General features: G+C 71.8%; 19 protein-coding genes. 6 read left to right on the forward strand and 13 right to left on the reverse strand.

Translation table 11 applies throughout. The features are described 5' to 3' along the window. The first annotated feature begins 12 nt into the window (after positions 1-12). A complete protein-coding gene (locus HNR40_RS56360) occupies positions 13-135 on the forward strand; it encodes a hypothetical protein (protein WP_281395374.1) in 123 nt (40 codons plus the stop codon). On the opposite strand, the gene HNR40_RS18205 is transcribed toward HNR40_RS56360, so the two are convergent. Next, positions 125-4,468: an AAA family ATPase gene (locus HNR40_RS18205; protein ID WP_184962676.1), complete on the reverse strand. Its 4,344-nt coding sequence runs from the start codon at positions 4,466-4,468 to the stop codon at positions 125-127. The genes HNR40_RS56360 and HNR40_RS18205 overlap by 11 nt on opposite strands. After that, positions 4,469-5,578: an exonuclease SbcCD subunit D gene (locus tag HNR40_RS18210; protein WP_184962678.1), complete on the reverse strand. Its 1,110-nt coding sequence runs from the start codon at positions 5,576-5,578 to the stop codon at positions 4,469-4,471. It abuts the gene before it with no gap. 215 nt (positions 5,579-5,793) lie between these two features. Here HNR40_RS18210 and HNR40_RS18215 point away from each other — a divergent pair, with 215 nt between their 5' ends. Further along, complete coding sequence (locus tag HNR40_RS18215; protein ID WP_312896406.1) at positions 5,794-7,179, forward strand: alpha/beta hydrolase family protein; 1,386 nt, start codon at positions 5,794-5,796, stop codon at positions 7,177-7,179. Between the two features lie 4 nt (positions 7,180-7,183). Here HNR40_RS18215 and HNR40_RS18220 read toward each other — a convergent pair whose 3' ends face one another. Next, positions 7,184-8,092 (reverse strand): alpha/beta hydrolase, encoded by a 909-nt coding sequence (locus HNR40_RS18220; RefSeq protein WP_246509172.1) that lies wholly within the window; start codon positions 8,090-8,092, stop codon positions 7,184-7,186. Then, entirely contained in the window at positions 8,085-8,942 is an 858-nt protein-coding gene (locus HNR40_RS18225; protein WP_184962684.1) for a crotonase/enoyl-CoA hydratase family protein, read from the reverse strand. The genes HNR40_RS18220 and HNR40_RS18225 overlap by 8 nt, the downstream gene beginning before the upstream one ends. A gap of 142 nt (positions 8,943-9,084) precedes the next feature. Between HNR40_RS18225 and HNR40_RS18230 the strand changes: the two genes are divergently transcribed. Next, positions 9,085-10,497 carry an LCP family protein gene (locus tag HNR40_RS18230; protein WP_184962686.1) on the forward strand — a complete coding sequence of 471 codons (1,413 nt, stop codon included), beginning with the start codon at positions 9,085-9,087 and terminating at the stop codon, positions 10,495-10,497. Positions 10,498-10,640: 143 nt separating this feature from the next. On the opposite strand, the gene HNR40_RS57230 is transcribed toward HNR40_RS18230, so the two are convergent. The 3 genes from HNR40_RS57230 to HNR40_RS18245 are packed head-to-tail and all read right to left on the reverse strand — an operon-like array spanning position 10,641 to position 13,531. Next, positions 10,641-12,536, reverse strand: coding sequence for a methyltransferase domain-containing protein (locus tag HNR40_RS57230; RefSeq protein WP_221340501.1), 1,896 nt, complete (start codon positions 12,534-12,536; stop codon positions 10,641-10,643). Between the two features lie 30 nt (positions 12,537-12,566). Next, on the reverse strand, positions 12,567-13,022 hold the full coding sequence (locus tag HNR40_RS18240) for a GNAT family N-acetyltransferase (protein ID WP_184962688.1): 456 nt from the start codon (positions 13,020-13,022) through the stop codon (positions 12,567-12,569). Then, positions 13,019-13,531 (reverse strand): hypothetical protein, encoded by a 513-nt coding sequence (locus HNR40_RS18245; protein ID WP_184962689.1) that lies wholly within the window; start codon positions 13,529-13,531, stop codon positions 13,019-13,021. Before HNR40_RS18245 ends, HNR40_RS18240 begins: the two co-directional genes overlap by 4 nt. A 147-nt stretch (positions 13,532-13,678) precedes the next feature. On the opposite strand from HNR40_RS18245, the gene HNR40_RS18250 reads away from it, so the two are divergent. Next, a complete protein-coding gene (locus tag HNR40_RS18250; protein WP_184962691.1) occupies positions 13,679-14,083 on the forward strand; it encodes a hypothetical protein in 405 nt (134 codons plus the stop codon). Positions 14,084-14,145: 62 nt separating this feature from the next. Beyond that, positions 14,146-16,068 (forward strand): serine/threonine-protein kinase, encoded by a 1,923-nt coding sequence (locus HNR40_RS18255; RefSeq protein ID WP_184962693.1) that lies wholly within the window; start codon positions 14,146-14,148, stop codon positions 16,066-16,068. Between the two features lie 9 nt (positions 16,069-16,077). Here HNR40_RS18255 and HNR40_RS18260 read toward each other — a convergent pair whose 3' ends face one another. The 3 genes from HNR40_RS18260 to HNR40_RS18270 form a co-directional block, all read right to left on the reverse strand. Further along, positions 16,078-16,374, reverse strand: coding sequence for a hypothetical protein (locus HNR40_RS18260; RefSeq protein ID WP_184962695.1), 297 nt, complete (start codon positions 16,372-16,374; stop codon positions 16,078-16,080). Positions 16,375-16,489: 115 nt separating this feature from the next. Then, entirely contained in the window at positions 16,490-16,984 is a 495-nt protein-coding gene (locus tag HNR40_RS18265) for a hypothetical protein (protein ID WP_184962697.1), read from the reverse strand. A gap of 260 nt (positions 16,985-17,244) precedes the next feature. Continuing rightward, the gene (locus tag HNR40_RS18270) at positions 17,245-17,811 is read right to left on the reverse strand and encodes a TetR/AcrR family transcriptional regulator (RefSeq protein ID WP_184962699.1); all 567 of its coding nucleotides are present in this window, start codon (positions 17,809-17,811) and stop codon (positions 17,245-17,247) included. Between the two features lie 93 nt (positions 17,812-17,904). On the opposite strand from HNR40_RS18270, the gene HNR40_RS18275 reads away from it, so the two are divergent. Continuing rightward, positions 17,905-18,870 (forward strand): ketopantoate reductase family protein, encoded by a 966-nt coding sequence (locus tag HNR40_RS18275; protein ID WP_184962701.1) that lies wholly within the window; start codon positions 17,905-17,907, stop codon positions 18,868-18,870. Between the two features lie 299 nt (positions 18,871-19,169). Here HNR40_RS18275 and HNR40_RS18280 read toward each other — a convergent pair whose 3' ends face one another. From HNR40_RS18280 to HNR40_RS18290, 3 genes are all read right to left on the reverse strand, one after another. After that, positions 19,170-20,174, reverse strand: coding sequence for an enolase C-terminal domain-like protein (locus HNR40_RS18280; RefSeq protein ID WP_184962703.1), 1,005 nt, complete (start codon positions 20,172-20,174; stop codon positions 19,170-19,172). 11 nt (positions 20,175-20,185) lie between these two features. After that, positions 20,186-21,565, reverse strand: coding sequence for an MFS transporter (locus HNR40_RS18285; protein WP_221340502.1), 1,380 nt, complete (start codon positions 21,563-21,565; stop codon positions 20,186-20,188). Positions 21,566-21,627: 62 nt separating this feature from the next. Then, positions 21,628-22,584 carry an Lrp/AsnC family transcriptional regulator gene (locus HNR40_RS18290; RefSeq protein ID WP_221340503.1) on the reverse strand — a complete coding sequence of 319 codons (957 nt, stop codon included), beginning with the start codon at positions 22,582-22,584 and terminating at the stop codon, positions 21,628-21,630. Between the last annotated feature and the right edge of the window lie 52 nt (positions 22,585-22,636).

Here is a 22,636-nt window from a genome sequence, read left to right on the forward strand (position 1 = left end):
CACACTGGGGCGATGACCGCAGACCGCCACCGCCCCGGCTACGTCCGCCGCCGCCTCGGCCGGGCTCTCATCCAGTACGCCGTCGCCCTCGTGATCGGCGCCGTCGTCGTCGCCGTCTGGTGGTTCACCCGCTGACGCCGGCCACCGACAGCGTCGAGCCGGTACGCGTCTTCGTCACCCTGAGCTGCGCCGGAATCCGGGTGCGCAGCTCGGCGACGTGACTGACGATCCCGACCGCCCGGCCGCCGTCACGCAGCCCGTCCAGAATGTCCAGAACGCCGTCCAGCGTGTCCTCGTCCAGCGTGCCGAACCCCTCGTCCACGAACAGCGTTCCGATCTCGGCGCCGCCCGCCTCCGCGGTCACCACGTCGGCCAGCCCGAGCGCCAGCGCCAGCGAGGTGATGAAGCTCTCGCCCCCCGACAGCGTGGCCGGATCCCGGTCGACACCGGTCCAGCCGTCGGCCACCCGCAGCCCCAGCCCGCCGCCCGACCGCCCCCGCGCACCGGCCGTCTTCCGCAGGTCGTGCTGAAGTTGATAACGCCCGCCCGACATGTGGTCCAGCCGATCGTTGGCCGCCGCCACAACCTGCCGCAGCCGCTCCCCCAGCACGAACGACGACAAGCTCATGTTCCACTGGTTGTCCCCGGAGGTCCCCGAGGCCAGCGACGCCATCCGCTCCGCCAGCCGATGCGCCGCCGCAGCCGGTTCCCACCTCTCAAGGCACCCGCGCAACTCCCCGCACAGCTCATCCAGCCGCCGAGCCCTGGCCTGAGCCTGATCCCGCGAGGACACGAGCGCCGCGTACTCCTCCTCGGCCCGCTCCCGCCCCGCCTCCAGCTCCGCCAGATCAGGCGCCGTCTCACCGGCCGCCGCGACCAGCGCGGGATCGGCCAGCGTGCTCGTCACCGCCGCGTACTGGGCGTCCAGCTCCCGCAGCAGCCCCGCCTTACGCTCACGCTCCTCATCGGGCCGGGCCGCCGCGAGCGCCTCGTCCACATCCGCGAACTCCGCCTCGATCGCCGCCCGCTCAGCCTCCCCCCGCGCCGCATCCCGTTCCTGCGCCGCCCGCACCGCGCGCGCCGTCGCCTCAAGCGCCTCACGCAGCAGCTCGGCCTCGTCCCCCAGCCGTGACAACCGCGCCGCCAGCGTGGGATCGTCGCCGCGCGCACCGTCCAGCCGCGCCGCCAGCCGTCCCGCGTCGCCGCTCAGCTCTTCCTGCCTGGTACGGCAGGCCGCCACCCGAGCAGTCACCCGCCGCAACCGCTCTTCCAACTCACCCCGCTCCTGGTGAAGCCGCTCCACCTGCCCAGCCAGCACCCCCTCCCGCCCAGCCGATCGCCGCAACCGGTCCACCTCGGCCACAGCCTCCCGCAACATCTGCACCCCAACCACAACCTCCCCACCCGAGGCCACCGGCCCATCACCCCCGGAGACAGCCCCCGCCGAGGCAGCCCCCTCCGTGGCAGCGCCACCAGAGGCAGCCTCCGCCGAGGCAGCGCCTGCGGAAGCGGAGCCCCCGGAACCAGCGGCCTCCAAAGCGGCGCTCTCACGAGGGACGCTCCCAGAGGCGACATCGCGGTCAGGCGGAACGCCTTCACAGGCGATGCCCCTGGAAACGGGACTTTCCGAGGCGGCGTCCGTGTGAGCGGTGTGTCCTGAGGCGGGGTTGTCGGGTGCGGTGTCCGTGCCAGGGGTGGTGATGGCGGGGAGGCGGTTGATGAGGCGGGCACGTTCGGCGGCCAGTTGGGTGTGATGGGTGCGCTGGGCGGCGATGGCCTCGCCGACCTCACGGGCCTGCTCCGCCGCGCGCTGCTGCTGCCCCTCGATCCGCTCGACCTCGGCGGCCAGCCCAGGCTCACGTTCGGCGACCGCCCGCAGCCGGTCCACCTCCTGCCCGGCCTCCCGCACCGCCCGCTGAGCGTCCTCCACACTCAACCCACGCCCCTGCCCGACGTCACCTGCCGAGCCGCCCCCAGCCGCCACAACCGCCCGCACGACGGGGACGTCACCGGACATCCCGTCGACGGACGCGCTGGCACATGTGGAAGCACCTCCGGCAACCGGCGATCCGTCAACGCCGGAGACTCGCCCGTCTGACAGCTCACGGACGAGACCTTGCTCGTCGGACGACTGCGAGTCGAGGTGGTGCTCGTCGGAGGGGTGGGAGGGAGCCCAGGGGTGGGGGTGTGCCGGGTGGGCGGCTTCTGTGGCGGTGGTCAGGCGGGTTTCGAGGGTGGCGATGGCCAGCTCGGCGGCCTCTCGGCGGCTCAGGGCAGCTTCGTGGGCGGACTCGGCGGCGTGTTCGTCGTCCGGGGAGGGAGCCGTGGGTGCCGGGGAGGCGGGGTCGGGGTGGTGCAGGGAGCCGCACACCGCGCATGGCGCGCCGGAGGACAGGTCGCGGGCCAGTTCGGCGGCCATCCCGTCCAGGCGGGCCTGGCGGAGGTCGAGCCAGCGTTCGCGTAGGCGCTGGGCCTCGTCCACCAGGTGCTTCAGGGCTGCGGTGGCGGTGTGGAGTTCGCCGGTCAGGGCGTCGCGGCGGCGGGCGGCTTCCAGTACGGCCCGCGCCGCGTCCCTCGCCGCGACGGCGGCCGGGACGGTGGCGGCCTCCGTGCGTACGCGGGCCAGCGCGGCCTTCGCCTCGGCCAGCTTCCCGGGCAGGTCGGCGGCGGCTGCCGACAGGTCGTTCTGGCGGCGGGTCAGGGTGTCGAGCTGGGCGGCCAGCCGTACCAGCTCACGGTCGGTGTCGAGAATGTCGGACACGGCGGCCCGCACGGCCTCGGCGGCGGGCACCCGCGCGGCGTCCACCCGGGACTGGGCCAGCAGCCCTTCGGCCTGTTCGATCAGGGCGGGCAGTCCGGCGAGGCGGGCGGTGGTGCTCTCGTCGTCGGTGACCAGGGCGGTGAGCTCGTCCTCGACCCGGGCCAGGTCGCGGCGGATCACCGACAACCTCGCCTCCTCGGTCAGCAACTCCGACAGGCGCGCCGACTCGTCATGCCGCTCCCGCTCCAGCGCCGCCAGCCGACCGGGCAGCTCAGGATCGTCAACCCCGGCCCCCCGCCGCCCCTGCTGCCCCTGTCGGCCGGGCAGCCGCGCCTCAACAGTCCGCCCCTCGACCACCCGCGCCTCAGCCACGCGGCCGTCCGACGTGCGGGCGTCCGACGTGCGGGCGTCCGACGTGCGGGCGTCCGACGTGCGGGCGTCCGACGTAGGGGCGTCGTCGGTGGGGAGGAGGGGGCGGGCGCGGGCGATGGCGTCGGCGGCGAGCGTGCGGGTCTTGGCGGCGGCCTCCGCGCGCTGGCGGGCCGCCGTCACCAGCGGGAGCACACGATCGGCCCGGGTCGCGTCGTCGAGCAGCGCCTGCAGGTCGGCGCGCTCTTCCGCGCGCTCGTCAAGGGTACGGCGGAGCGAAACGGCCGCCGCGTGCCGCCGCTGCCGCTCGGCCAGCGCGGTGGCCACCTCGTAGGCGCTCCTGGCCCGGCGCAGCGCGGACTCAGCACCGGCCTGCCGATCGGCGGCCCCGGCCACCACGGCCCGCGCCGCCGCCAGCAGCCCTCCGGCCCATCCGAGCGGATCGTCCTCAGCCGTAGGCGGCTCGACAGCCTCGGCCTGCCCGGCGGCCGTGGGCGACCCGACGACCGTGGGCGACCCGGCAGCCGTAAACAGCCCGGTGACCGTGGGTGGTTCGGCGGGCGCGGTCTGCTCCCCAGACGGCTCGGCCAGGTCGAACAGCGCGTCCTGTTCGCCGCCCGGCACCTCGACCGGCGCACCCACCGGGAACAGGAGCGGGGTCAGGTCGTCGCCCGCCGCCTCCTCGATCCGCTGGATGGCGAAGTCGACCTGCTGGCGGAGCTCCTGCTGGTCGCGCCACGCCTGCTTGCGCCGCTCGGCCAGCCACGACTCCGCCTGCGTGTAGACCTTGACGGTGAACAAGCGTTCCAGCAGCCGCCGCCGGTCGTCGCCATCGGAGCGCAGGAAGCGCGCGAAGTCGCCCTGGGGCAGCATGGCCACCTGGCAGAACTGGTCGGCGTTCATGCCGAGCAGCCCGCCGATCAGGTCCCCGGCTTCGTCGGCCCGGGTGGTCAGCCCGGTCCAGGACGAACCCGTGCGCTCCTGGACGATGACCTTGGCCTTCTCCTCGGTGAACCCCGTGCCGCGCCGCTTGGGCCGCTGCCAGGCGGGCGAGCGTTCGATGCGCAGCAGGCGGCCCCTGAGCGTCGCCTCCAGCGTCACCGACGGGCCGACGTCCGGCGGCGCGTGGTCGCAGCGCAGGCTTCTGGCGCTGTCGCGCTGGGCGTTGGCGACCTTGCCGAACAGCGCGAAGCACAACGCGTCGAGGACGGTGGTCTTGCCCGCGCCGGTGGGGCCGTGGACGAGGAAGAGACCGGCTTCGGTCAGCGCGTCGAAGGAGACCGTCTCGGTGCCCGGGAACGATCCGAACGCGGTGAGCGTCAGCAGGTGCGGCCGCATCTAGGCCATCGCCTCCTTGATCCTCGATGCCTCGATGGCCAGTCTGAGCAGGTCTTCCTCGTCGCCGGACGCGGGCTCGCCGCGTACCTCACGGACGAAGTCGAGCGCCACCTCGGCTTCCGCGCGGCCGTTGATGGGGGCCACGGGGGTGGCCTCCGCGGCTCCGACGGGGTCGAAGGAGAGGGCGAGCGTGTGCGGGAAGCGGGCGCGCAGCCGGTCCATCGCGGACTTGGGGCGGACCGCGTCGGTCAGCACGATCTGGAGCCAGTGGTCCTCGTAGGCGGCGTGGCGGGGCGAGGTCAGCAGGTCTTCGAGCTCGCCTCTGAGCCGGCCGATCGGGCGCGGGACGGGCGCGGGCACGAACTCCGGCTCCTCGCCCAGCGTCATCAGCCAGCTGCCCTTGACCTGGTTGACCTCGGAGAAGGAGTAGGCCAGCGGCGAGCCCGAATAGCGCACGGTCTCGGACATGCGCTGGCGGCCGTGCAGGTGGCCGAGTGCGACGTAGTCGAGGCCGGCGAAGGCCGACAGCGGCACGTGCGCCACCCCGCCGACGCTGATGTCGCGCTCGCTGTCGCTGGCCTCTCCCCCGGTCACGAACACGTGGGCCAGGGCCACGGAGCGCTCGTGCCGGGCCGCGGAGGCGCGGATGCGCTCCATCGCGTGGGCCAGCGCGGCGGTGTGGCTGCGCTCGGCCAGCTCCCAGGGGCCGCGCACCAGCTCGGGCTCCAGATAGGGGATGCCGTAGAAGGCCACGTCGTCGATGACGACGGGCTCCCAGGCGAGTTCGGGGTCGGTGCGCAGGTGCACACCGGCACGATCCAGCAACGAGGCTCCGACGCCAAGGCGACGCGCCGAGTCGTGGTTGCCGCTGATCATCACAATCCGGGCACCGGCGGCGACGATCCTGCTCAGCGCCTCGTCGAACAGGGCAACAGCGTCCACCGGGGGCAGCGCCCGGTCGTAGACGTCACCCGCGACTGCCACCACGTCGACCCGCTCCGCCATTATGGTCTCGACCAGGTGATCGATGAAGGCCGCCTGGCCCTCCAGCAGGCTCTCGCGGTGAAAGGCGCGGCCGAGATGCCAGTCGGAGGTGTGCAGGATCCGCATGTCGCAGGAAGCTAACAGGTCTCACCGACAAATGCGGTCCCCTGCGCCACATGAGCCGGGAGTAGGGTGGAAGATCAGTGGGCAAACCAGCGCACATGGGGAGGCCGATGCGCACAGGCCGTGGCACCTTGAGTGTTGCCGCGGGTTTGGTGCTGGTGGCTTTGGCGACCGTCGGATACGCATTGCCACCGGCGTTCGACCCGCCTCCTCTGCAGGTGGATCAGGCGTTCCGTTCTCTCGCGCCGCAGCCGCCCGAGGAGGTCAGGCCCGTGGTGGCGGCCGGGCCGGTACGCACGACCGAGGTGACGATCTCCGCCGAGCGCCAGACGCTCTCAGGAACGGTCCGTTTTCCGCTCACCCCCGGCCCTCATCCGGGGATGGTGTTCGTGTCGGGCTCGGGCAACGGCTCGCGGGAGGAGTTCACCCCGCAGGCGGAGTTCCTGGCCAGGGCGGGCGTGGCGACGATCGCGTTCGACAAGCGGACGATCGGCTACACCTTCCGCGAGCGCGACTTCGGCCTGCTCGCCGACGACGCGCTGCGATGGGTGCGGTGGCTGCGCGACCAGCCGGGCGTCGACAAGTCGCGGGTGGGGCTCTGGGGCGTGAGCGAGGGCGGCTGGGTGGTGCCGATCGCCGCGGCCAAGAGCCTTGACGTGGGCTTCGCCGTACTCGTGTCATCGCCGAACGTCTCGCCGCTGCGGCAGGTCGCGTGGGCGCTGAACGAGCAGTTGCTACGGCTTCGCGCGCCCGTGGGCGCGCGCGACCTGCTGACCAGGGCGATGGGCGGGGTCGGCTTCAACTTCCTGCGCTACGACGCGATGCCGGCGCTGCGGCAGATCAAGCAGCCGGTCCTGGCGCTCTACGGCACGACGGACCCGTCGATCCCGTTCGTGGAGTCCACGAAGGCGCTGACGAAGGCGCTGACCGAGTCGGGCAACGATCAATACACGATCCGCTTCATGGACAAGGGCGACCACGCGCTGCGGATGTCGGGCGGGCCGTTCACCAAGGGATACCTGGAGACGCTGGCCAACTGGCTCAAGGGCCTGCCGCACACGGCCCGCCCGCAGGTGCACATGGCGGGCGCGACGCCGGTGCAGCGCTTCGAGGCCGCCGACGTGCCCGCGGCGCCGTGGTACGCGGGCGGGACGATGCTGGGGCTGACGATCTGCCTGGCCGCCGTCGGTTACGTGGCCGGTCCTGTCGCCTCCATGGTGGTACGGCTGCGCGGCCACAAACGCGCCACGGCCGAGACGAACGCCAGGCTGTGGCCCCCGATCCGGCGCCGCCTGCACCGCATGGCCTGGACGGGCCTGGCGCTGCTGGTCTCGGTGGTCGGGTTCATCGGCCTGCTGGTGATGTTCTCCATCAACCAGGCGGGGGCCTGGCCCGCGGTGCTGGCCGGGTGGCTGCTGGTGCGGGCGCTGGCCGTGCTGATGCTGATCCAGGAGGTCACCGCGGTGGCCGCGGTGGTGTCGGGGCTGCGCGAGGGCTGGCAGCCGAGCCGCTGGCAGCACGTGGCGATCGCCGGGGTGGCCGGCGGCACCGGGCTGCTGCTCGTGGCGGCCGCCTACTACGGCCTGTTCTCCTTCCCCTGGTAAGGGTTCAGTTGATGTAGGTGGCGCTCCAGCGGTCGATCTCGGCGAAGACCTGCTTGCGGGCGGGCTCGGCGGACAGCACCAGGTCGTGCATGCCGTCGGGGATGCGCACGCAGGTGACGTGCGGGCCGATCGCGGTGGCCCAGCGGGCGATCTGCCGCGGGTTCAGGACGATGTCGGCGGAGCGGGCCTCGGGTACGAAGTCGCGTACGCGCAATCCGTTGCTCGCGGCCAGGACCAGCACCGGGACGTCGACGTCGAGTCCCTTGTGCAGGCGGCGCTGGGCGCGGCGGATGGCGGCCAGCCAGGAGGCGTGCACGGAGAAGCCGCCGAGCGGCTTGAGCTCCAGGTCGTAGTCCCATTCGCCGCCGGACGAGCGGTGCAGGCTCTGTCCGTAGGCGGTGCTGACGCCGAGGGGCAGCGCCCGGTTGGAGTAGGACAGCGGGGTCTTGAGCAGGTCGGCGGCCAGGCGGACCGGGGCCGGCACGTTGAGGTCGAGGAACGGGCTGTTGAGCACCAGGCCCTGGGCGAGGCCGCGGCCGCGTACCCGGTCGGCCCAGAGGGCGGCGACCAGGCCGCCGGTGGAGTGGGCGTTGATCGTGAGCGAGTCGTGGTCGCGCCGGATGATGCGGACCGACTCGTCGATCTCCGGGAAGTAGTCGGTGACGCTCCTGATCAGGCCGCGGGTCTGGTGCGGGAGCAGGGACCGGCCGTACTTGCGCAGGTCGAGGGCGTAGAAGTCGACGCCCTGGGCCAGGTAGTGGTCGGCGAGGTGGTCCTGGAAGAAGTAGTCGGTGAAGCCGTGGATGTAGAGAACGGCCCGGCCGGTGGGGGCGTCCGCCCTCCTGGTCAGAAGGGTCGCGATGACCTCGCCCTCGGAGTCGGGCGGGAGCGGGAGGACAGTGCTCTCATACATGTTCATCACGATAAGGCCAATCCGGCAGACCCTCGGGCAGGTCTGTGCTCACCCGCATGGGGAAGGCGGCGGGGCGCTTCTCCAGGAACGCGGTGACGCCTTCGACCGCGTCGGGGGCGCCGCCCAGCTCGGCCATGAGGCGGGAGTCGGCGGCGTGCGCCTGCCACGGGCTGTCGGCTGACAGGCCGGACCACATGAGCCTGCGGATGGCGGCGACGGAGACGGCCGAGGTGTTGTCGGCGATCTCGCGGGCCAGGGCGTGCGCGGCCGGCAGGAGGTCGCCGGCCGGGTAGAGGCGGGAGACGAGCCGTCCGCCGAGCGCCTCGGCGGCGTCGAAGATCCGGCCGGTGGCCGACCATTCCATGGCCTGGGCGATGCCGACGATCCTCGGCAGGAACCAGCTCGACGCGGCCTCGGTGACGATGCCCCGGCGGGCGAAGACGAAGCCGAAGCGGGCGGTGTCGGCGGCCAGCCGCACGTCCATGGGGAGGGTCATCGTGGCGCCCACGCCGACGGCGGGACCGTTGACGGCGGCGATGACCGGTTTGAGGCTCGCGGCGATGCGCAACGCGACCGTGCCGCCGCCGTCGCGCGGGTAGCCGTCGATCAGCTCGCCTTTGCCATGGCCGAAGGTCTCGCCTCCGCCGGACAGGTCGGCGCCGGCGCAGAACGCCCGGCCGGCGCCGGTCACGACGACCGCGCGGACCTCATCGTCGGCGTCGCTCCTGTCGAAAGCGTCGATCAACTCACCGCGCATCGTAAAGGTGAAGGCGTTCAGCCGTTCGGGACGCTTCAATGTGACGGTGGCGACACCGTCCGTCACGGTGTAGTCGATCTCGGAGAATGCCATGGACCGAATCTTATTCGGTTACTGATGTTCACTCTCCACTAACGTCATATTTCGCATTCCATCCGTATGCTGCCGCCCCAAAGCGGCCTACGGTGGACTGCGCGGGGAAGCGGGGATGGGTGTGTCACGGAGCAAGGTACCGGTGAGCACCGGCGCGGTCCTGGGATGGACCTTGTTGTCGGCGTTCGTGCCAGGAGCGGGCCATCTGCGGGCCGGCTGGCGTAAGACCGGCCTGGCATTGCTCGGCTGTTACGCGGCCGGGCTCCTCGCCCTGCTCTTCGTCGCCCTGACCGCCGACGGCGACCTGTTCGGAACGGCCGTCAACTGGCTGCGGACGATCGCGATCGGCTCGCTCGTGCTCGGGCTGGCCTGGTTCGCGCTGGTCGTGCACACGTTCATCGTGCTCAGCCCCGGGCGGCTGCCGCCGAACGCGCAGATCATCACCGGAACGCTCGCCGGGCTGCTAGCGGTGGCGGTCATCACGCCCTTCGCCTACGCCGCCCAGACCGTCTGGACCATCCACAGCACGATCGGCAACATCTTCGCCCCCGACACGCCCCTGGCCGACCGGCCGCAGCAGCAGGGCCGCCCGGTCGACCCGTGGGCGGGCCGCGACCGCGTCAACATCCTGCTGCTCGGCGGCGACGCCGACACCCACAGGACCGGCGTGCGCACCGACAGCATGAACCTCGCCAGCATCGACGTCGCCTCCGGCAACACCGTGCTGATGAGCCTGCCGCGCAACCTGGAGAACGTGCGCTTCCGTCCCGGCACCCCGATGGCCGAGCGTTTCCCGAACGGCTTCCGCCTCCCGCCCGACCCCGGCGGCGGCCGCAGCGACCTGCTCAACAGCGTCTGGGAGTACGCCGACGCGCACCCGGAGATCTTCGGCGGCCGCACCCACCAGGGCGCCAAGGTCCTGATGGAGACGATCGGCCACACCCTCGGGGTCAAGGTCGACTGGTACGCCCTGGTCAACATGTGGGGCTTCGCCAAGCTGATCGACGCCATCGGCGGCGTGACGATCAGCGTGGAGAAGGACATCGTCTTCGGCAAGTACAACGAGGGCCTGGTCAAGGCCGGCACGCGCAAGCTCAACGGCGGCGACGCCATGTGGTACGCCCGCTCGCGCACCTTCTCCGATGACTACACCCGGATGCGCCGCCAGCGCTGCGTCATCGCCGCCCTGCTCGACCAGGCCGACCCGGCGACGGTGCTGACCAGGTTCAACAAGATCGCGCTGGCCACCAAGGAACTCATCAGGACCGACATCCCCCGCAACATGCTCTCCCACCTGGTGCCGCTGGCCCTGAAGGTCAAGAACGCGAAGGTGTCCAGCATCCAGTTCGTCCCGCCGCTGATCAGCACCGGGTATCCCGACTGGGACAAGATCCGCCAGATCTCCACCAAGGCCATCCGCGAGTCGGCCGAGCGCCGCCCGGCCGCCGCCGCGTCCGCGACCGCCACGCCGTCCGGCACCAGCACGCCGAAACCGCGCAAGACCGCCTCACTCGACCCCACGAAGAGCCTCGGCGACGGCTGCGGCGTCCTCTGACCGCTTTTTCCGGTACGGCCCTGCCGCACGTTGTACGGCTAGCCGTACCGGAACCCCTGGCGCAGTGGAGGCGGAAGGCGGCGCCGCTGAGGCGGCGCTGTTCAGTCGGCGCTGCTCAGACGGCGCTGCTCAGACGGCGCTGTTCAGGGGCGGTGGAAGGCGGCGCGCCAGCGGCGGCGTTCCCCGTCGCCGATCTCCTCGATGTCGGCGGTGAACCCGCCCTCGCCGAAGGCCGCGACCTCGGACGGGGTCAGCGGCCAGGGCGGCGCGTACACGGGCCCGCCCTCGTCCCTGGCCGAGGCGATGACGAGCAGCGTGCCGCCCGGCGCCACCAGCTCCCGCACGGCGGCGATGGCCGCGGGGTGCAGGTCCTCGGGCAGCGCCTGCACCGTCATGATCTCCACGACCAGGTCGAACGCCCCGCGCCACTCCCCCGGCAGGTCCAGCAGGTCGGCCGCGGAGTAGTCGACGGCCGAGTCGGGGAAGCGGGTCCTGGCGCCCTTGACGGCCGACTCGGAGACGTCGAAGGCGGTGGTGGCGTAGCCGAGCCCGGCCAGGTACTCGGCGTCGTCTCCCAGCCCGCACCCGACCACCATGGCCCGCCGCCCGTCCCCGGAAGACCCCTGCGACCACTCGACGAGCAGTGGGTGCGGGGTGCCCGAGTCCCAGGGCACGATGGCCTCGCCGGATGCGGCCTCGGCGTAGAGCTTCTCGAACCAGCCGGTGGCGTCGCCTCCGGCCAGGGATTCGGCCGCCAGCCGCCGGGCGTCCTCGTCGGGGTCGCGCATGTGTCCTCCGTCGCGTGCGAGTTCCACGACGTCTATCAGATGGCCGTCCGGCCCGACCAGCTCCCGCTGCCGGTAGGGATGCTTCGCGACGTATCCCAGCTTCCAGGCTTTCACCTGAAGGATCGGGAGCAGGGCGCAGACGTCGCGGTTGGGATGGGGGCACGGCCACCTGGTGTGCCACCACTGGATCTCCGCCGCCCGGCCCTCGCGGACCAGCGCGATCACGTCGTCGTCACGGGCCTCCCGGCCGATGACCTCGGCGGTCGCCACGATCACGTTCGAGCGCAACTCGTCCCAGTAGTCGATCCACTGCTCGCGGGTGACGTCGGCGAGGCGGAAGCCGCCGCCGGTCTCGAGATCGACTCCCCTCAGGAGGCGGGTGACGAACCGCTGCGGCACCTCGGCCACCACGGGATCGCCGGCCGGTTCAGGGACGGGTCCGTCGCTCCAGCCCAGGTCGTCCATGGCCTTGTCCTCGGCGGCGGCGGGATGCGCGCGCATCCAGTCCCAGACGTTGGGCGCGATCCGCTCGGCCAGCCGGTCGTGCCGCAGCTTCCAGACGAAAGCCTCGTAGGCGTCGGCGGGCGTCCCCGGGGCGCGGGCCATCAGCCAGTCGAAGGCCCAGACGCTGACGAGGAACCGCCGCAGAAACGTGGCGACCGGCTCCTGCCCGGCCAGCTCGGCCCCGGCCAGCCAGTCGGCCCGGCGGATCTCCCGCACGGCCGCGACGATCTCCGCCTGCCATGGGGTCGGCTTCAGAAGTTCGTCCGCGTACAGATCCACGAGCAGGTGCGTGCGGAACGTGCCGTTCTTGAGCCGGGTCAGCTCGGTGATCAGCAGGGCGCGCAGTTCGTTCTCGGGCAACTGCAGAAGCAGCGGCAGCCCGATCCGCAACCGGGGCTTGCCGTGCCAGTTCCTGGCGACGCCGGTCCACACGAAGGCGCTGATCCGGATCTGGGGCATGCGGCGGAACCCGGCCGTCCGGGCCGCGTCCTTCACCACGGCCGCCAGCCGCGGCTGCTTCCGCAGCGACAGCCTTGGGTTCTTCCAGGAGTAACTCCTGACGCCGGCGATGCACGCGCAGAGTCCCATGGTCACCGCGAAGAGCAACGTCCACGGCCAGACCTCGACACCGCCGAGCCACAGGAAGAACCAGCACCCGCCCGCACCCAAGGCGACGACCGTCCACAACAGCCAGGGAATACTGAACAGCCAGTAAGGGATCAGCGCGGAGGGTTGCGTCCGGAGCACGATCTTGAGTAATCGCCAGTTGGACACGGCTCAGACGTCCAGGGTGTAGCGGCGTTTTTCCAGCGAGCGTGCCCCCAGGCGATCGTAGAAGCGGATGGCGCCCTCGTTCCAGATCGGCGTCTGCCACTGCACATAGGGCAGTCCCAGCTCTCGCGCCTGCTCCACCACCGCCGCCATCATCAGCTGCCCGAGGCCGTGGCCCCGGCTGGCCTCGTTGAGGAACAGGCAGTCCATGTGCAGAAACTCCGAGCCGCCCCACGTGGACACCTCGGCCGCGCAGGTGGCGTAGCCGACCACCTCGCCGGACGGCGTCTCGGCCACCAGGCAGCGCAGCCGGGGGACGGCGGCGCCGAACAGCAGCACCGACAGCCGCTCGGCCAGGTCGGGCGGGGGCGGCGGGGCCTTCTCGTAAGCGGTGTGCTCGGTGGCCAGCTCGGCGACGCGGGGCAGGTCGGCGGGTACGGCCGACCGTACACGAGGATTCAACGGACCTCCCCGGAGATCACGTCGGCGCTCCACGCGGACACCCGCCGCCCGATCGGCCCGTCTCCGTCGAGCACGTGGCGCACGAACGCCTCCCGCTCGTGCGCCAGGATCGCGGCCTCCCACACGCACGGCGCCAGCCCCGCCCGTCCCGGCCGCAGCCCGGCGGGGTCGTCAGCGGGGCCGACGAAGATCGCGAGGTCTGACATGTGGCCCTCGATCCAGGTATGGATGATGACGTAGTCGCCGTCGCCTCCGGCGTGCAGGATCAGCACCGACAGCCCCAGGGAACCGCGCACGCCGCCCAGCGCCAGGTGTCTGCCGGCGATGTCCAGGCCGGTCTTCATGTCGATGGCGCTGCGGCCGGGCTTCTCCAGCGCGTACACCTTCACCAGGTGACCGCCCGACTCACCGACGCCCAGCGCGCGGACGGCGCGGGCGTGGTGGCCATCGGACAGGGACAGCAGAGCGGCGGCGTCCACCGCGCCGGGCAAGGTCAACGTCTCACTCATGAGCACATCATGCCCTCCGCCCCCGACAGTCGTGTCAGCCGCCGTATCAGGGCGGCGACGGCCCGGGATCAGGGCGGTCGGCGAAGGTTGAGCACATGAACGGGTCAGCGACCGCGAGACCCGGCACCGGATCCGAAGGAGCACACCATGTCCATCACCCTCACCGACCAGGACCAGCTGACCCTCCGCCTCGCCGCCTGGGGCGCCGTCTCCCTGATGTCCGCCGCCGGAGTCGCGGGCTCGGCCCACAAGGTTGCCACCCACGGCTCCCTCGCCCTGACCTCGGCGACCGGCCCGGTCGGCCACGTGATCACCAAGGCCCCCAGGGGCGTGAAGTACGGCAAGACCGTCGCCCAGCTCGCCGACCAGGTGCTTCCCGCCCTGACCACGGCCATGGCCCTGCTCAAGCGGCAGGCCCCGGCCGAGGCCGACAACTTCCGCCGTACCGTCATCGTCGCCATCGATGCCGCCGCCCGGAGCCAGCAGGGCGAGCCCAGCCCCACGATGACCGAGATGGCCCGCAAGATCACCGAAGCGCTCGACGCCGCCTGACCGGATGCGCTCCGGACCAGAGCGACCTTCCACTCTCTCCCGGCGGCTTGTACCGTTCGCCTGTGGGGCCGGGAGAGGGAAACTTCACGTCCGAACCGCGCCCGCTGGCCGAAGGCGATCCGGACCGGATCGCCGACTATCCGCTGACCGGCGTGCTGGGCAGCGACGGCCAGGGGGTGGTCTACCTGAGCCGGACCCCGCAGGGGCGCCCGGTGGCCGTCAAGACGCTGCACGCCCGCATGGCCGAGGACGACCAGGCCCAGGCGCGTTTCCTGCGCGAGACCGAGATCGCCGGCCGCGTGGCCGCCTTCTGCACCGCGCGGGTGCTGGACGCGGGTATCGCGGGCGGGCGACCGTACCTGGTCAGTGAGTACGTCCAGGGCCCTTCCCTGGAACAGCTCGTGGCCCGGGACGGGCCGCGCGCCGGCGGCGGCCTGGACCGGCTGGCGATCACCACGCTGATGGCGCTGCAGGCGATCCACCGGGCCGGCGTCGTGCACCGGGACTTCAAGCCGGGCAACGTGATCATGGGCCAGGAGGGGCCGGTGGTCATCGACTTCGGCATCGCCCGCGCCCTCGAACACTCCACCACCGCCTCCGGCCTGGTGGGCACGCCCGCCTACATGTCCCCCGAGTTGCTCGACGGCGGCGCCGCCGGTGTGGCCTCGGACGTGTTCGCGTGGGCCGCGACCATCGTGTACGCCGCCTCCGGGCACCGGGCCTTCCCCGGCTCGACCCCCGGCGCGATCCTCAACGCGATCATGACCCATGAGCCCGACCTGACCGGCGTGCCCGGCCACCTGAGCCCGCTGCTCACCTCCTGCCTGGCCAAGGACCCCGCCGCCCGGCCCACGGCCGCCGACCTCCTGACCGCCCTGACCCACGAGCGCCCGCTGACGACCCCGCGCGCGCCCGTGGCCCGCCGCCGCGTGATGCGCGTGCTGGCGGCGGGAGTATTGATCGCGGCAGTACCCGCGGCCTACGGCCTGTTCTCCGCCACCCCCGGCCTGCCGTTCGGCAGCCTGGTCCGCCACCCGGCCAAGGGCCGCCAGAAGTGGGTCCTGTCGCTCGCGATGAGCCAGGTGCACGGCCGCCCGGTCATCGTCAGCGGCGGCTACGGCGGCGCCATCGCCGTGACGGACCTGGCCACCGGCGCTCCCGTGGGCGCGCTGCTGAAAGGCCATCGCGGACCGATCTGGTCGGTGGCGACGACCGTGGTGCGCGGCATCCCCGCCGCGGTCTCCGGCGGCCTCGACGGCACGGTACGCGTCTGGGACCTGGCGACCGGCACACCGATCCACGAACCGTTATCAGGCCACCGGGGCTCCGTGGAGTCGGTGGCCGTCGGCCGCCTGGACGGCCGCCCCGTGGCCGTCTCAGGAGGTCAGGATCACACGGTACGCCGCTGGGACCTGACCGGCGGCGCCCCCATCGGCGAACCCATCGAAGGCCATCCGACCTGGGTGCTGGCCCTCGCGGTGGGACAGTCCGGCGGCCGCCCCGTCGTGGCCTCCGGCGGCTACGACGGCAGGATCCTCATCTCCGACCTGGCCACCGGCGCCCGGGTCGCCGAACGCGCGGGCGCCCACAGCGGGCCCGTCGAGTCGATGACGGTGGGACGGCTCGGCGACCGGCAGGTGGCGATCTCGGGCGGCGGCGACGGCTCGGTACGCGTCTGGGAACTGACGACCGGGGCGGCGGTCGGCAAGCCGTTCACCGGTCACCGGAGCTGGGCCCTGGGGCTGGCGGCGGGCGAACTGGACGACGGCCGCGCGGTGGTGCTGTCCGGCGGGTACCGGGACGAGACCGTACGGGTGTGGGACCTGGCCCCCGGGGCACCGATCGGCGGGCCGTTCCTCGGCCATCGGGGGCTGATCGAGGCGGTGACGGTCGGGGAACTGGACGACCGGCGGGTGGCGGTGTCGGCGGGGGACGACGGCATGGTACGGGTATGGAGCCTCGGCCCGCCGTACCCGCCCAGGTGACGTGAACGGCTACGCGCGCTGACGGCCCGCTTCGACGAGCCACAGAGCGATCGCGCCCATCAGGGCCATGAACTTCACCGCGAGCAACGAGATCGTGACCTCGTGAGACAGCTCGGCGTTCTGGACGATCACCAACAGGGCCACGAACGCGGCCATCAGCAGACTGGCCCAGCCGCCGAGACGGCTGTGGCGCCGCTTGTTCAGCCAGAAGGCCCAGGACGGGGCCCGGTCGATGATCACGCTGTGGACGCCCAGCGCGGCGTTCAGCGCGGCGAGGGCGAGCAGAATCCACGTAATGGTGATCACTCCTCCATTGTCGCCGTCCACTCGCCGCGACGCGAGCCACTCAGCCCGGCGGCCCCGCGGTCAGCACGACGAACGCACCCGTGCCTCGCCGAGCGTGAAGCTCTCCGAACATCGCCTAGCCACTGAGCCAGGACGACTTCGCGGTCAGCACCACGAACGCACCTGCCCCGCCCTGAGCGTGGAGCCTTCCAAACAGCCGCGCGTTCGAGGCGTCAAGCTGGTCGTTGAAGCCCTCGGAATGGGGAACCTCGTAGGAGACCAGCGGCTCCACCCAGATACGGGTTTCCGCCCAGCTGCGGCTCTCCAAGAGCAACGGGGTGTTCGGCACGTCCTCGATCGGCAGCCAGCCGCGCTGCCGAAGGGTGCGGATCGCGGTGGCGACGGCGTCGTCGGGGTTCAAGGGTCCGACGTCCACCACGACGACCTGGTCGATGTCCGTGTAGCTCTCCCAGAACCACTCGGTCGTGGTCGACGCGACGACCTTTCCCACAGCCCGCATCTCGTCGACGACGTCGGGCGGTGGCTGGGAGGTGGTCTGGTGGCAATCGCTTGCGCCGAGCAGTACCGCTGCGATTGTGGCTGTGGCCGTTGCCGCCCGTTGGACCCGCACAGCGTCACCTTAGCTATCAAACCGGCCTATGCACCGCCTTCCGCATGTCCTTGCCTCATGGAGTATTCCCATCATCCGCATCACTGGGTCCCGCGACCATCGTGGTCAACGGCGGAGATGTGGCGGCTATGTCAACAGGAGGGGTGTCGCAGACACAAAGCTGTCGGCACCACAGGGCTAAGCCAGTCCCACCTTCGGCGACTTAGGCGGATTTCGCGGCATGCGACCTCGAGCCGCACCTTCTTATGGCGGGCGGCGTCTTAGCGGCGGCGCAGCCCGTCCAGCAGGAGGGTGATGACATCGTCGGCTTCGGCCCGCCAGTCGGGGCGGTCGTGGGCCGCGCCGATGCCGTGCAGCGCCATCATCACGGCCCCGGCGTTCACGTCGTCGCGAACGGCGCCGTCCCGCACGGCGGCGGCCAGCAGGTCGGTGACAGCCCGCTCCAGCGCCCGGCTGCCCTCGGCCATGGTGCCCGAGCCACCGGCCATGAGCGTGGCCAGCGTCCGGGCCAGGCCCTCGTGGGCGTCTATGTGGTCGACCATGCCGCGCAGGAAGGTCGCCAAAGCCTGCGCCGCGGGCAACGTGTCCTGCAGCCGGCGGGCTCGGTCGCACAGCGCGGCGACTTCCCCTCGGTAGACCGCCTCGGCCAGCGCCTCCCGGGTGGGGAAGTGGCGGTACAGCGTGCCGGTGCCCACGCCGGCCAGCTGGGCGAAGTCGTCGAAGCGCAGGTCGAAGAAGTCGCCGGCGTCGAAGACCTCTCGTGCCTTGGCGATCAGGACATCGCGGTTGCGCTGGGCGTCGGCCCGCAGCGGCTTGTCGGCGGTCATGCGCTCCCTCGCGTTGACAAATGGAGATGACCTCCATATTTTCTTGGAAAGTGGAGATTGCCTCCAGATCGATCGTACCCCACGAGGTGCAGCGTGAAGATCCTCATGTTCGGCCGAGGCGTGATCGCCACCATCTACGGCTGGACCCTGCAACAGGCGGGACACGACGTCGAGTTCTACGTCCGGCCGGGCCGCGCGGCGACGTACGGGGACACGGTGGACCTCGACCTGTTCGATACGCGGCGCCGGATGTGGGGGCAGCGCGTCGCCGAGAAGTGGCCGGTGCGCTACCGCGAGGCGCTGGAGCCGGACCACGACTTCGACCTGATCGTGCTCAGCGTGCCGCACCACCGCCTCGCGGAGGCGACGGCCTTCCTGGCCCCGCGGGTCGGCCAGGCCACGGTGCTGATCTTCGGCAACCTCTGGACCGAGCCGCTCGACGCCATCGGCGCACTCCCCGCCGACCAGATCGCCTGGGGCTTTCCCCAGGCCGGTGGCGGCTTCGGCGCGGACGGCGTACTCCACGCGACACTGCTGCCGTCGGTCATCTTCGGCACCCTCGGCCGGCCCCCGACCGACCGGGAACGGGCCGTGCGCCAGGCGTTTCGCGAGGCCGGGCTCCGGATCAAGGAACGGCCTGACTTCCGCGGCTGGCTGTGGGTCCATTTCGCGTCGGATGCCGGCATGTTCTCGCAGGGCCTGCGGTTGGGATCCCTGTCCCGCCTGGCCGGGGCAACGGGCGACCTGCGCGAGGCGCTGCTGGCCGGCCGCGAACTGCTGCCCCTCCTCCAAGCGCGCGGCCTCGACCTGCGACGACACCGCGGCGGTCTGCTGCCGTTCCGGGCGCCCACCTGGCTGACGGCACCCGTGCTCGCCTGGCTGACCGCTCACGTCGCGCCCGCGCGCGTGAGCCTAACCGCGCACAACGACCCCGACGCCGAGGAACCGCGCGAGGTCTGCCGCGACACCCTGGCCGAAGCACGACGGCTGGGCATCTCGGTACCGCGACTGGAAGCGGCGGAACCGCACTTCGCCCGCGAGGGGACAGGGCGAGCCTGAATTCACCGATGTTGTCGGTCCGGGTGGTTCATCGCGGCTCCTTGGTCTGCGGCATCCCAGATGCCAAACCCGGTCGCACCGGTCGAGCGGGCCCGGGTCTTTTGTCCGGCCATCGGCGCATGTGGCCCAAGAGCGGCCCAGGCGGCCGAGGCAACCCAACCGGCCGCCCACCCCGCCTGTCGGGTGGGGTGACCACCGCTCTGGGCAAGGGGTGGGGCGACCGGCAAGACGGCCGAGCGCAGCGAGGGCCTTCAGGGGTCGAGCTTCAGCTCGACTGGCGAAGCGGAACGCCTTGCCCTTCAGGCGTGGAATCGGTCTTTGGCCAGGCGGTGTACGCGGGGTTCGTCGATGGTGTGGCCCAGGCCGGGCTGGGTGAAGGGGACGGCGATCACGCCCGCGTTCGCGCCCACGATCGGGTCCACGATCTGGTTGTTGCGTGGGGGCTGGGTCACGTCGCATGCCAGTGTGCATCCTGGCAGGCTTGCCACGGCTACTGTCGCCGCTCTGGCCAAGCCCGCGCCCTGGCCTCCGGTGCACTGGATGTCCCAGCCTGCTGCCGCCGCCCGGTCGTGGGCTCTGCGGGTCTCGCTCAGGTTCGGGAAGGCCGCCGGCCGTAGCAGTAGCACCCGTCCTGCTCGCAGCGTCAGGTAGTCGTCCAGTTCGGCGGTCGTGCTCGCCTCTACGGCCACCGCCGCGGACACCTGGTCCTGCAACGTCGCGTGAAGATACGGGTCCGACACGGCGAAGGGGCGTTCGATCACTTCCAGGCCGTAGGAGTCGAGGGCGATGAGCTGTTCGGGCGTGGTGTAGCACCCGGCCCCGTCCACCGCGAGCGTCAGCGCCGGGTACGCCGCCCGCACCGCCCGCACCGGCTCCACATCCCAGCCTGGCCTGATGTCCAGCGTCACGTGGCCGTACCCGGCGCACACCTGCTGGTTGACTCGGGAGACCAGGCTCTCCAGGGACGGGTCCGGCGTCAGCCGTACGGTCGCCACCAACGAGGTACGGCTGCCGCCCAGCGCGTGCGCCAGCGGCACGCCCCGCATCCTGGTCCAGAGGTCCCAGCAGGCCATGTCCACGGCCGGGTCTCCGCTGGGCGCGCTGTCGGGATGCTCCCAGTCGACGCCGATGAGGCGAGCCCCGAGGGTCTCCTCCAGATTGGTCCAGGTCTTGGCCTCAGGGGCGATCGCCTCGCCCCAGCCGGTCATGCCACCGTGGTCGGTGAGCTTGACGAGCAGGGTCTCCTGGCGTCCGCCGAACGGCAGGACAAGCCTGAAGACCTCAAGCTCCCGCACTCGCGGCATGTACCCCCCTTTTATGACGCGGTCCCCTCCAGTGTGCCCGTCTTCGCGGACTGGGCAAAACGGGGGGCCAGGATGGCGCCGAGGATGGCGAGGCCGAAGGTGAAGGCGAAACCGGCGATGTAGGTCTCGTGGGTGGCGGTGAACAGGGCGCCGGTGACGGCGACCGCGACGACGGTGAAGACGGATTCGCCGACGCCGACGGCCGCGGAGTTGTGGCCTTCCTCGCCCTGCTTGGACATCTCCAGCACCAGCACGGAGACGGTCGGGTGGAGGGCGCCGATGCCGAGGCCGGAGATGGCCATGGCGACGTAGGCGACGGCGAGCGGGACGGCGTCCACGAGCACGAGGCTGATCAGCGCGATGCCAAGAGCGATCATGAGGGCGCCGCCGCGCAGGGCGAGCATGTTGCTGATGGTGCCGCGGCCCTTGAACCAGGAGCCGGTGGACCAGCCGAGCGCGCCGACGGTCAGCACGATTCCGGCGCCGATCGGGGACAGGCCGCGCTCGTTCATGAGCATGAGCGGGATGAGCACCTGGGAGGCGGTGAGCGAGCCGAAGGCCAGGCCGCGCAGGACCGGGGCGGTCGGCAGGCCGGGGGCGGCGCGCAGGGAGCCCTTGAGCAGGAGTCTGGGCAGGGCGACGGCCAGGACGACGACTCCGGCCAGGAGAAGGGGGAGACCGGCCAGGCCGAGGGCGCTGCCGTACTGGATGAGGGCGGCGGCGACGGCGGTCAGCGCGGCCCAGACGAGCTTGCGGCCGAGGCCGGGGGCGGGTTCGGCGGCGCCGGAGCGGACGTCGGAGCCCGCGGTGCCGCGCCACAGGAGCAGGGCGGCGGGCACGACGATCACGGCGACGCCGAGGAAGACCCAGCGCCAGTCGACCTGCTCGACGACGAGTCCGGCGATGGCCGGGCCCACCATCGAGGGCACCACCCAGGCGGCGGAGAACAGGGCGAAGACCTTGGGATGCATGGAACCCGGGTAGACCCGGGCGACCACCACGTACAGCGACACCTGGATCAGTCCGGCGCCCAGCCCCTGGACGAAGCGCCCGGCGATGAAGACCTCCATCGTGGGGGCGAATCCGGCCAGCAGCAGACCGGCGACGAACGTGACGACGCCGGTGCCCATGGGCTGGAGGGGGCCGCGCACGTCCGACCATCGGCCCCCGAGGACGGTGGCGATGACGCTGGCGGCGAGGGTCGCGCTGAAGGCCAGGTTGTACAGGTCCATGCCGCCGAGGTCGCGGGCGACCACGGGCATCGCGGTGGCCACGGCCATCGCCTCGAAGGCGACGAGGGTGACGAGCGCGACCAGTCCGAAGCTCAGCGAGCGGTACTTCCGCGAGATCACGCTGACTGGGGCGGGTGGGGCTTCAGCAACAGTTGTCATGCCTGGCAACTTACGATCATCCCAGGTCAGGCACATCGGGCCCGGGACCTAGGCAATCCGACCTAGGGCATGATCATGGCGGCGCCCTTGACGCTCCTGATGACCGGGGCGGTCTCCAGCTGCTGGATCGCGCGCAGCCGTCCCAGCGGCCCGGTGATGTACTCGTGCAGGCCGAACACGTCCCGGCAGGCCACCGCGGCGACCAGGTTGCTCGGGCCGGTCGTGGCCGAGACGAACGCGACCTCCTCGTGCGCGGCCAGCGCGTCGCCGACGGCGTCCTGCTCGGCGGGCGGGACGGACATCCACAGGCGGGCCTGGGTGCCGCGGCCCAGCAGGTACGAGTCGACGTCCAGGTCGAGGTAGAGGGCGCCGCCGGTGAGCAGGGCGTCGAGGCGGCGGCCGGCGCTCGTCTCCGACCATCCGGTCGCGGCGGCGAGTTGCGCCAGGGTGGCGCGGCCGTCCCTGGTGAGCTCGTCGAGCAGGAGGTAGTCCTGCGGGGAGAGCTCGACGGGGGTTCCGGCGGGCGCGGGGCGGCGCAGGGCGGCCGCCTCCTGCTCGGTCAGGGCCGTCAGGAAGCGCGGGTGCTCGTCGGCGCCGCCGTAATAGACGTGGAGCAGGCAGTGCGCGCTGACCGAGTCGACGCGCGGCGTGCGCGGCAGCTTCTGCAGCAGCAGGGCGTCGCGGTCGCGATCGGAGCGGGACTGGACGACGAAGTTGATCTCGGTGCCGCCTGAGGTGACCATGATGAACGAGGTGTCGGACCGGCGGGCCAGCGCCTCGGCGACGGCCAGGGCGAAGTCGGGGCGGCAGCGGACGCGCACGTACCAGCGGACCTCCCCGACCAGCCTGGGCACGGTCTGGCCGACGACCCGCAGCCGCCCGCGCGAGGTCAGCCTGCGGTAGCGCCGGGCGACGGTCTGGTCGGAGACTCCCAGCACCTCGGCGATCCTGCTGAACGGCGCGCGCCCGTCGATCTGCAGCGCGTGGATCAGCCGCCGGTCGATGATGTCGGATTCCACGCCCATGTTCCATTCAATGTCGAAAAATCGCGGTTTCTCGCTGCCTAGCACG

Origin of the sequence: Nonomuraea endophytica, from assembly GCF_014203235.1 — a bacterium.
GTDB lineage: Bacteria > Actinomycetota > Actinomycetes > Streptosporangiales > Streptosporangiaceae > Nonomuraea > Nonomuraea endophytica.

Coding starts and splice junctions, on each gene's coding strand:
- HNR40_RS56360 (WP_281395374.1), top strand. CDS start 13: ATGACCGCAGACCGCCACCGCCCCGGCTACGTCCGCCGCCGCCTCGGC.
- HNR40_RS18205 (WP_184962676.1), bottom strand. CDS start 4,468: ATGCGGCCGCACCTGCTGACGCTCACCGCGTTCGGATCGTTCCCGGGC.
- HNR40_RS18210 (WP_184962678.1), bottom strand. CDS start 5,578: ATGCGGATCCTGCACACCTCCGACTGGCATCTCGGCCGCGCCTTTCAC.
- HNR40_RS18220 (WP_246509172.1), bottom strand. CDS start 8,092: ATGTATGAGAGCACTGTCCTCCCGCTCCCGCCCGACTCCGAGGGCGAG.
- HNR40_RS18225 (WP_184962684.1), bottom strand. CDS start 8,942: ATGGCATTCTCCGAGATCGACTACACCGTGACGGACGGTGTCGCCACC.
- HNR40_RS18245 (WP_184962689.1), bottom strand. CDS start 13,531: ATGAGTGAGACGTTGACCTTGCCCGGCGCGGTGGACGCCGCCGCTCTG.
- HNR40_RS18250 (WP_184962691.1), top strand. CDS start 13,679: ATGTCCATCACCCTCACCGACCAGGACCAGCTGACCCTCCGCCTCGCC.
- HNR40_RS18270 (WP_184962699.1), bottom strand. CDS start 17,811: ATGACCGCCGACAAGCCGCTGCGGGCCGACGCCCAGCGCAACCGCGAT.
- HNR40_RS18280 (WP_184962703.1), bottom strand. CDS start 20,174: ATGCCGCGAGTGCGGGAGCTTGAGGTCTTCAGGCTTGTCCTGCCGTTC.
- HNR40_RS18285 (WP_221340502.1), bottom strand. CDS start 21,565: ATGACAACTGTTGCTGAAGCCCCACCCGCCCCAGTCAGCGTGATCTCG.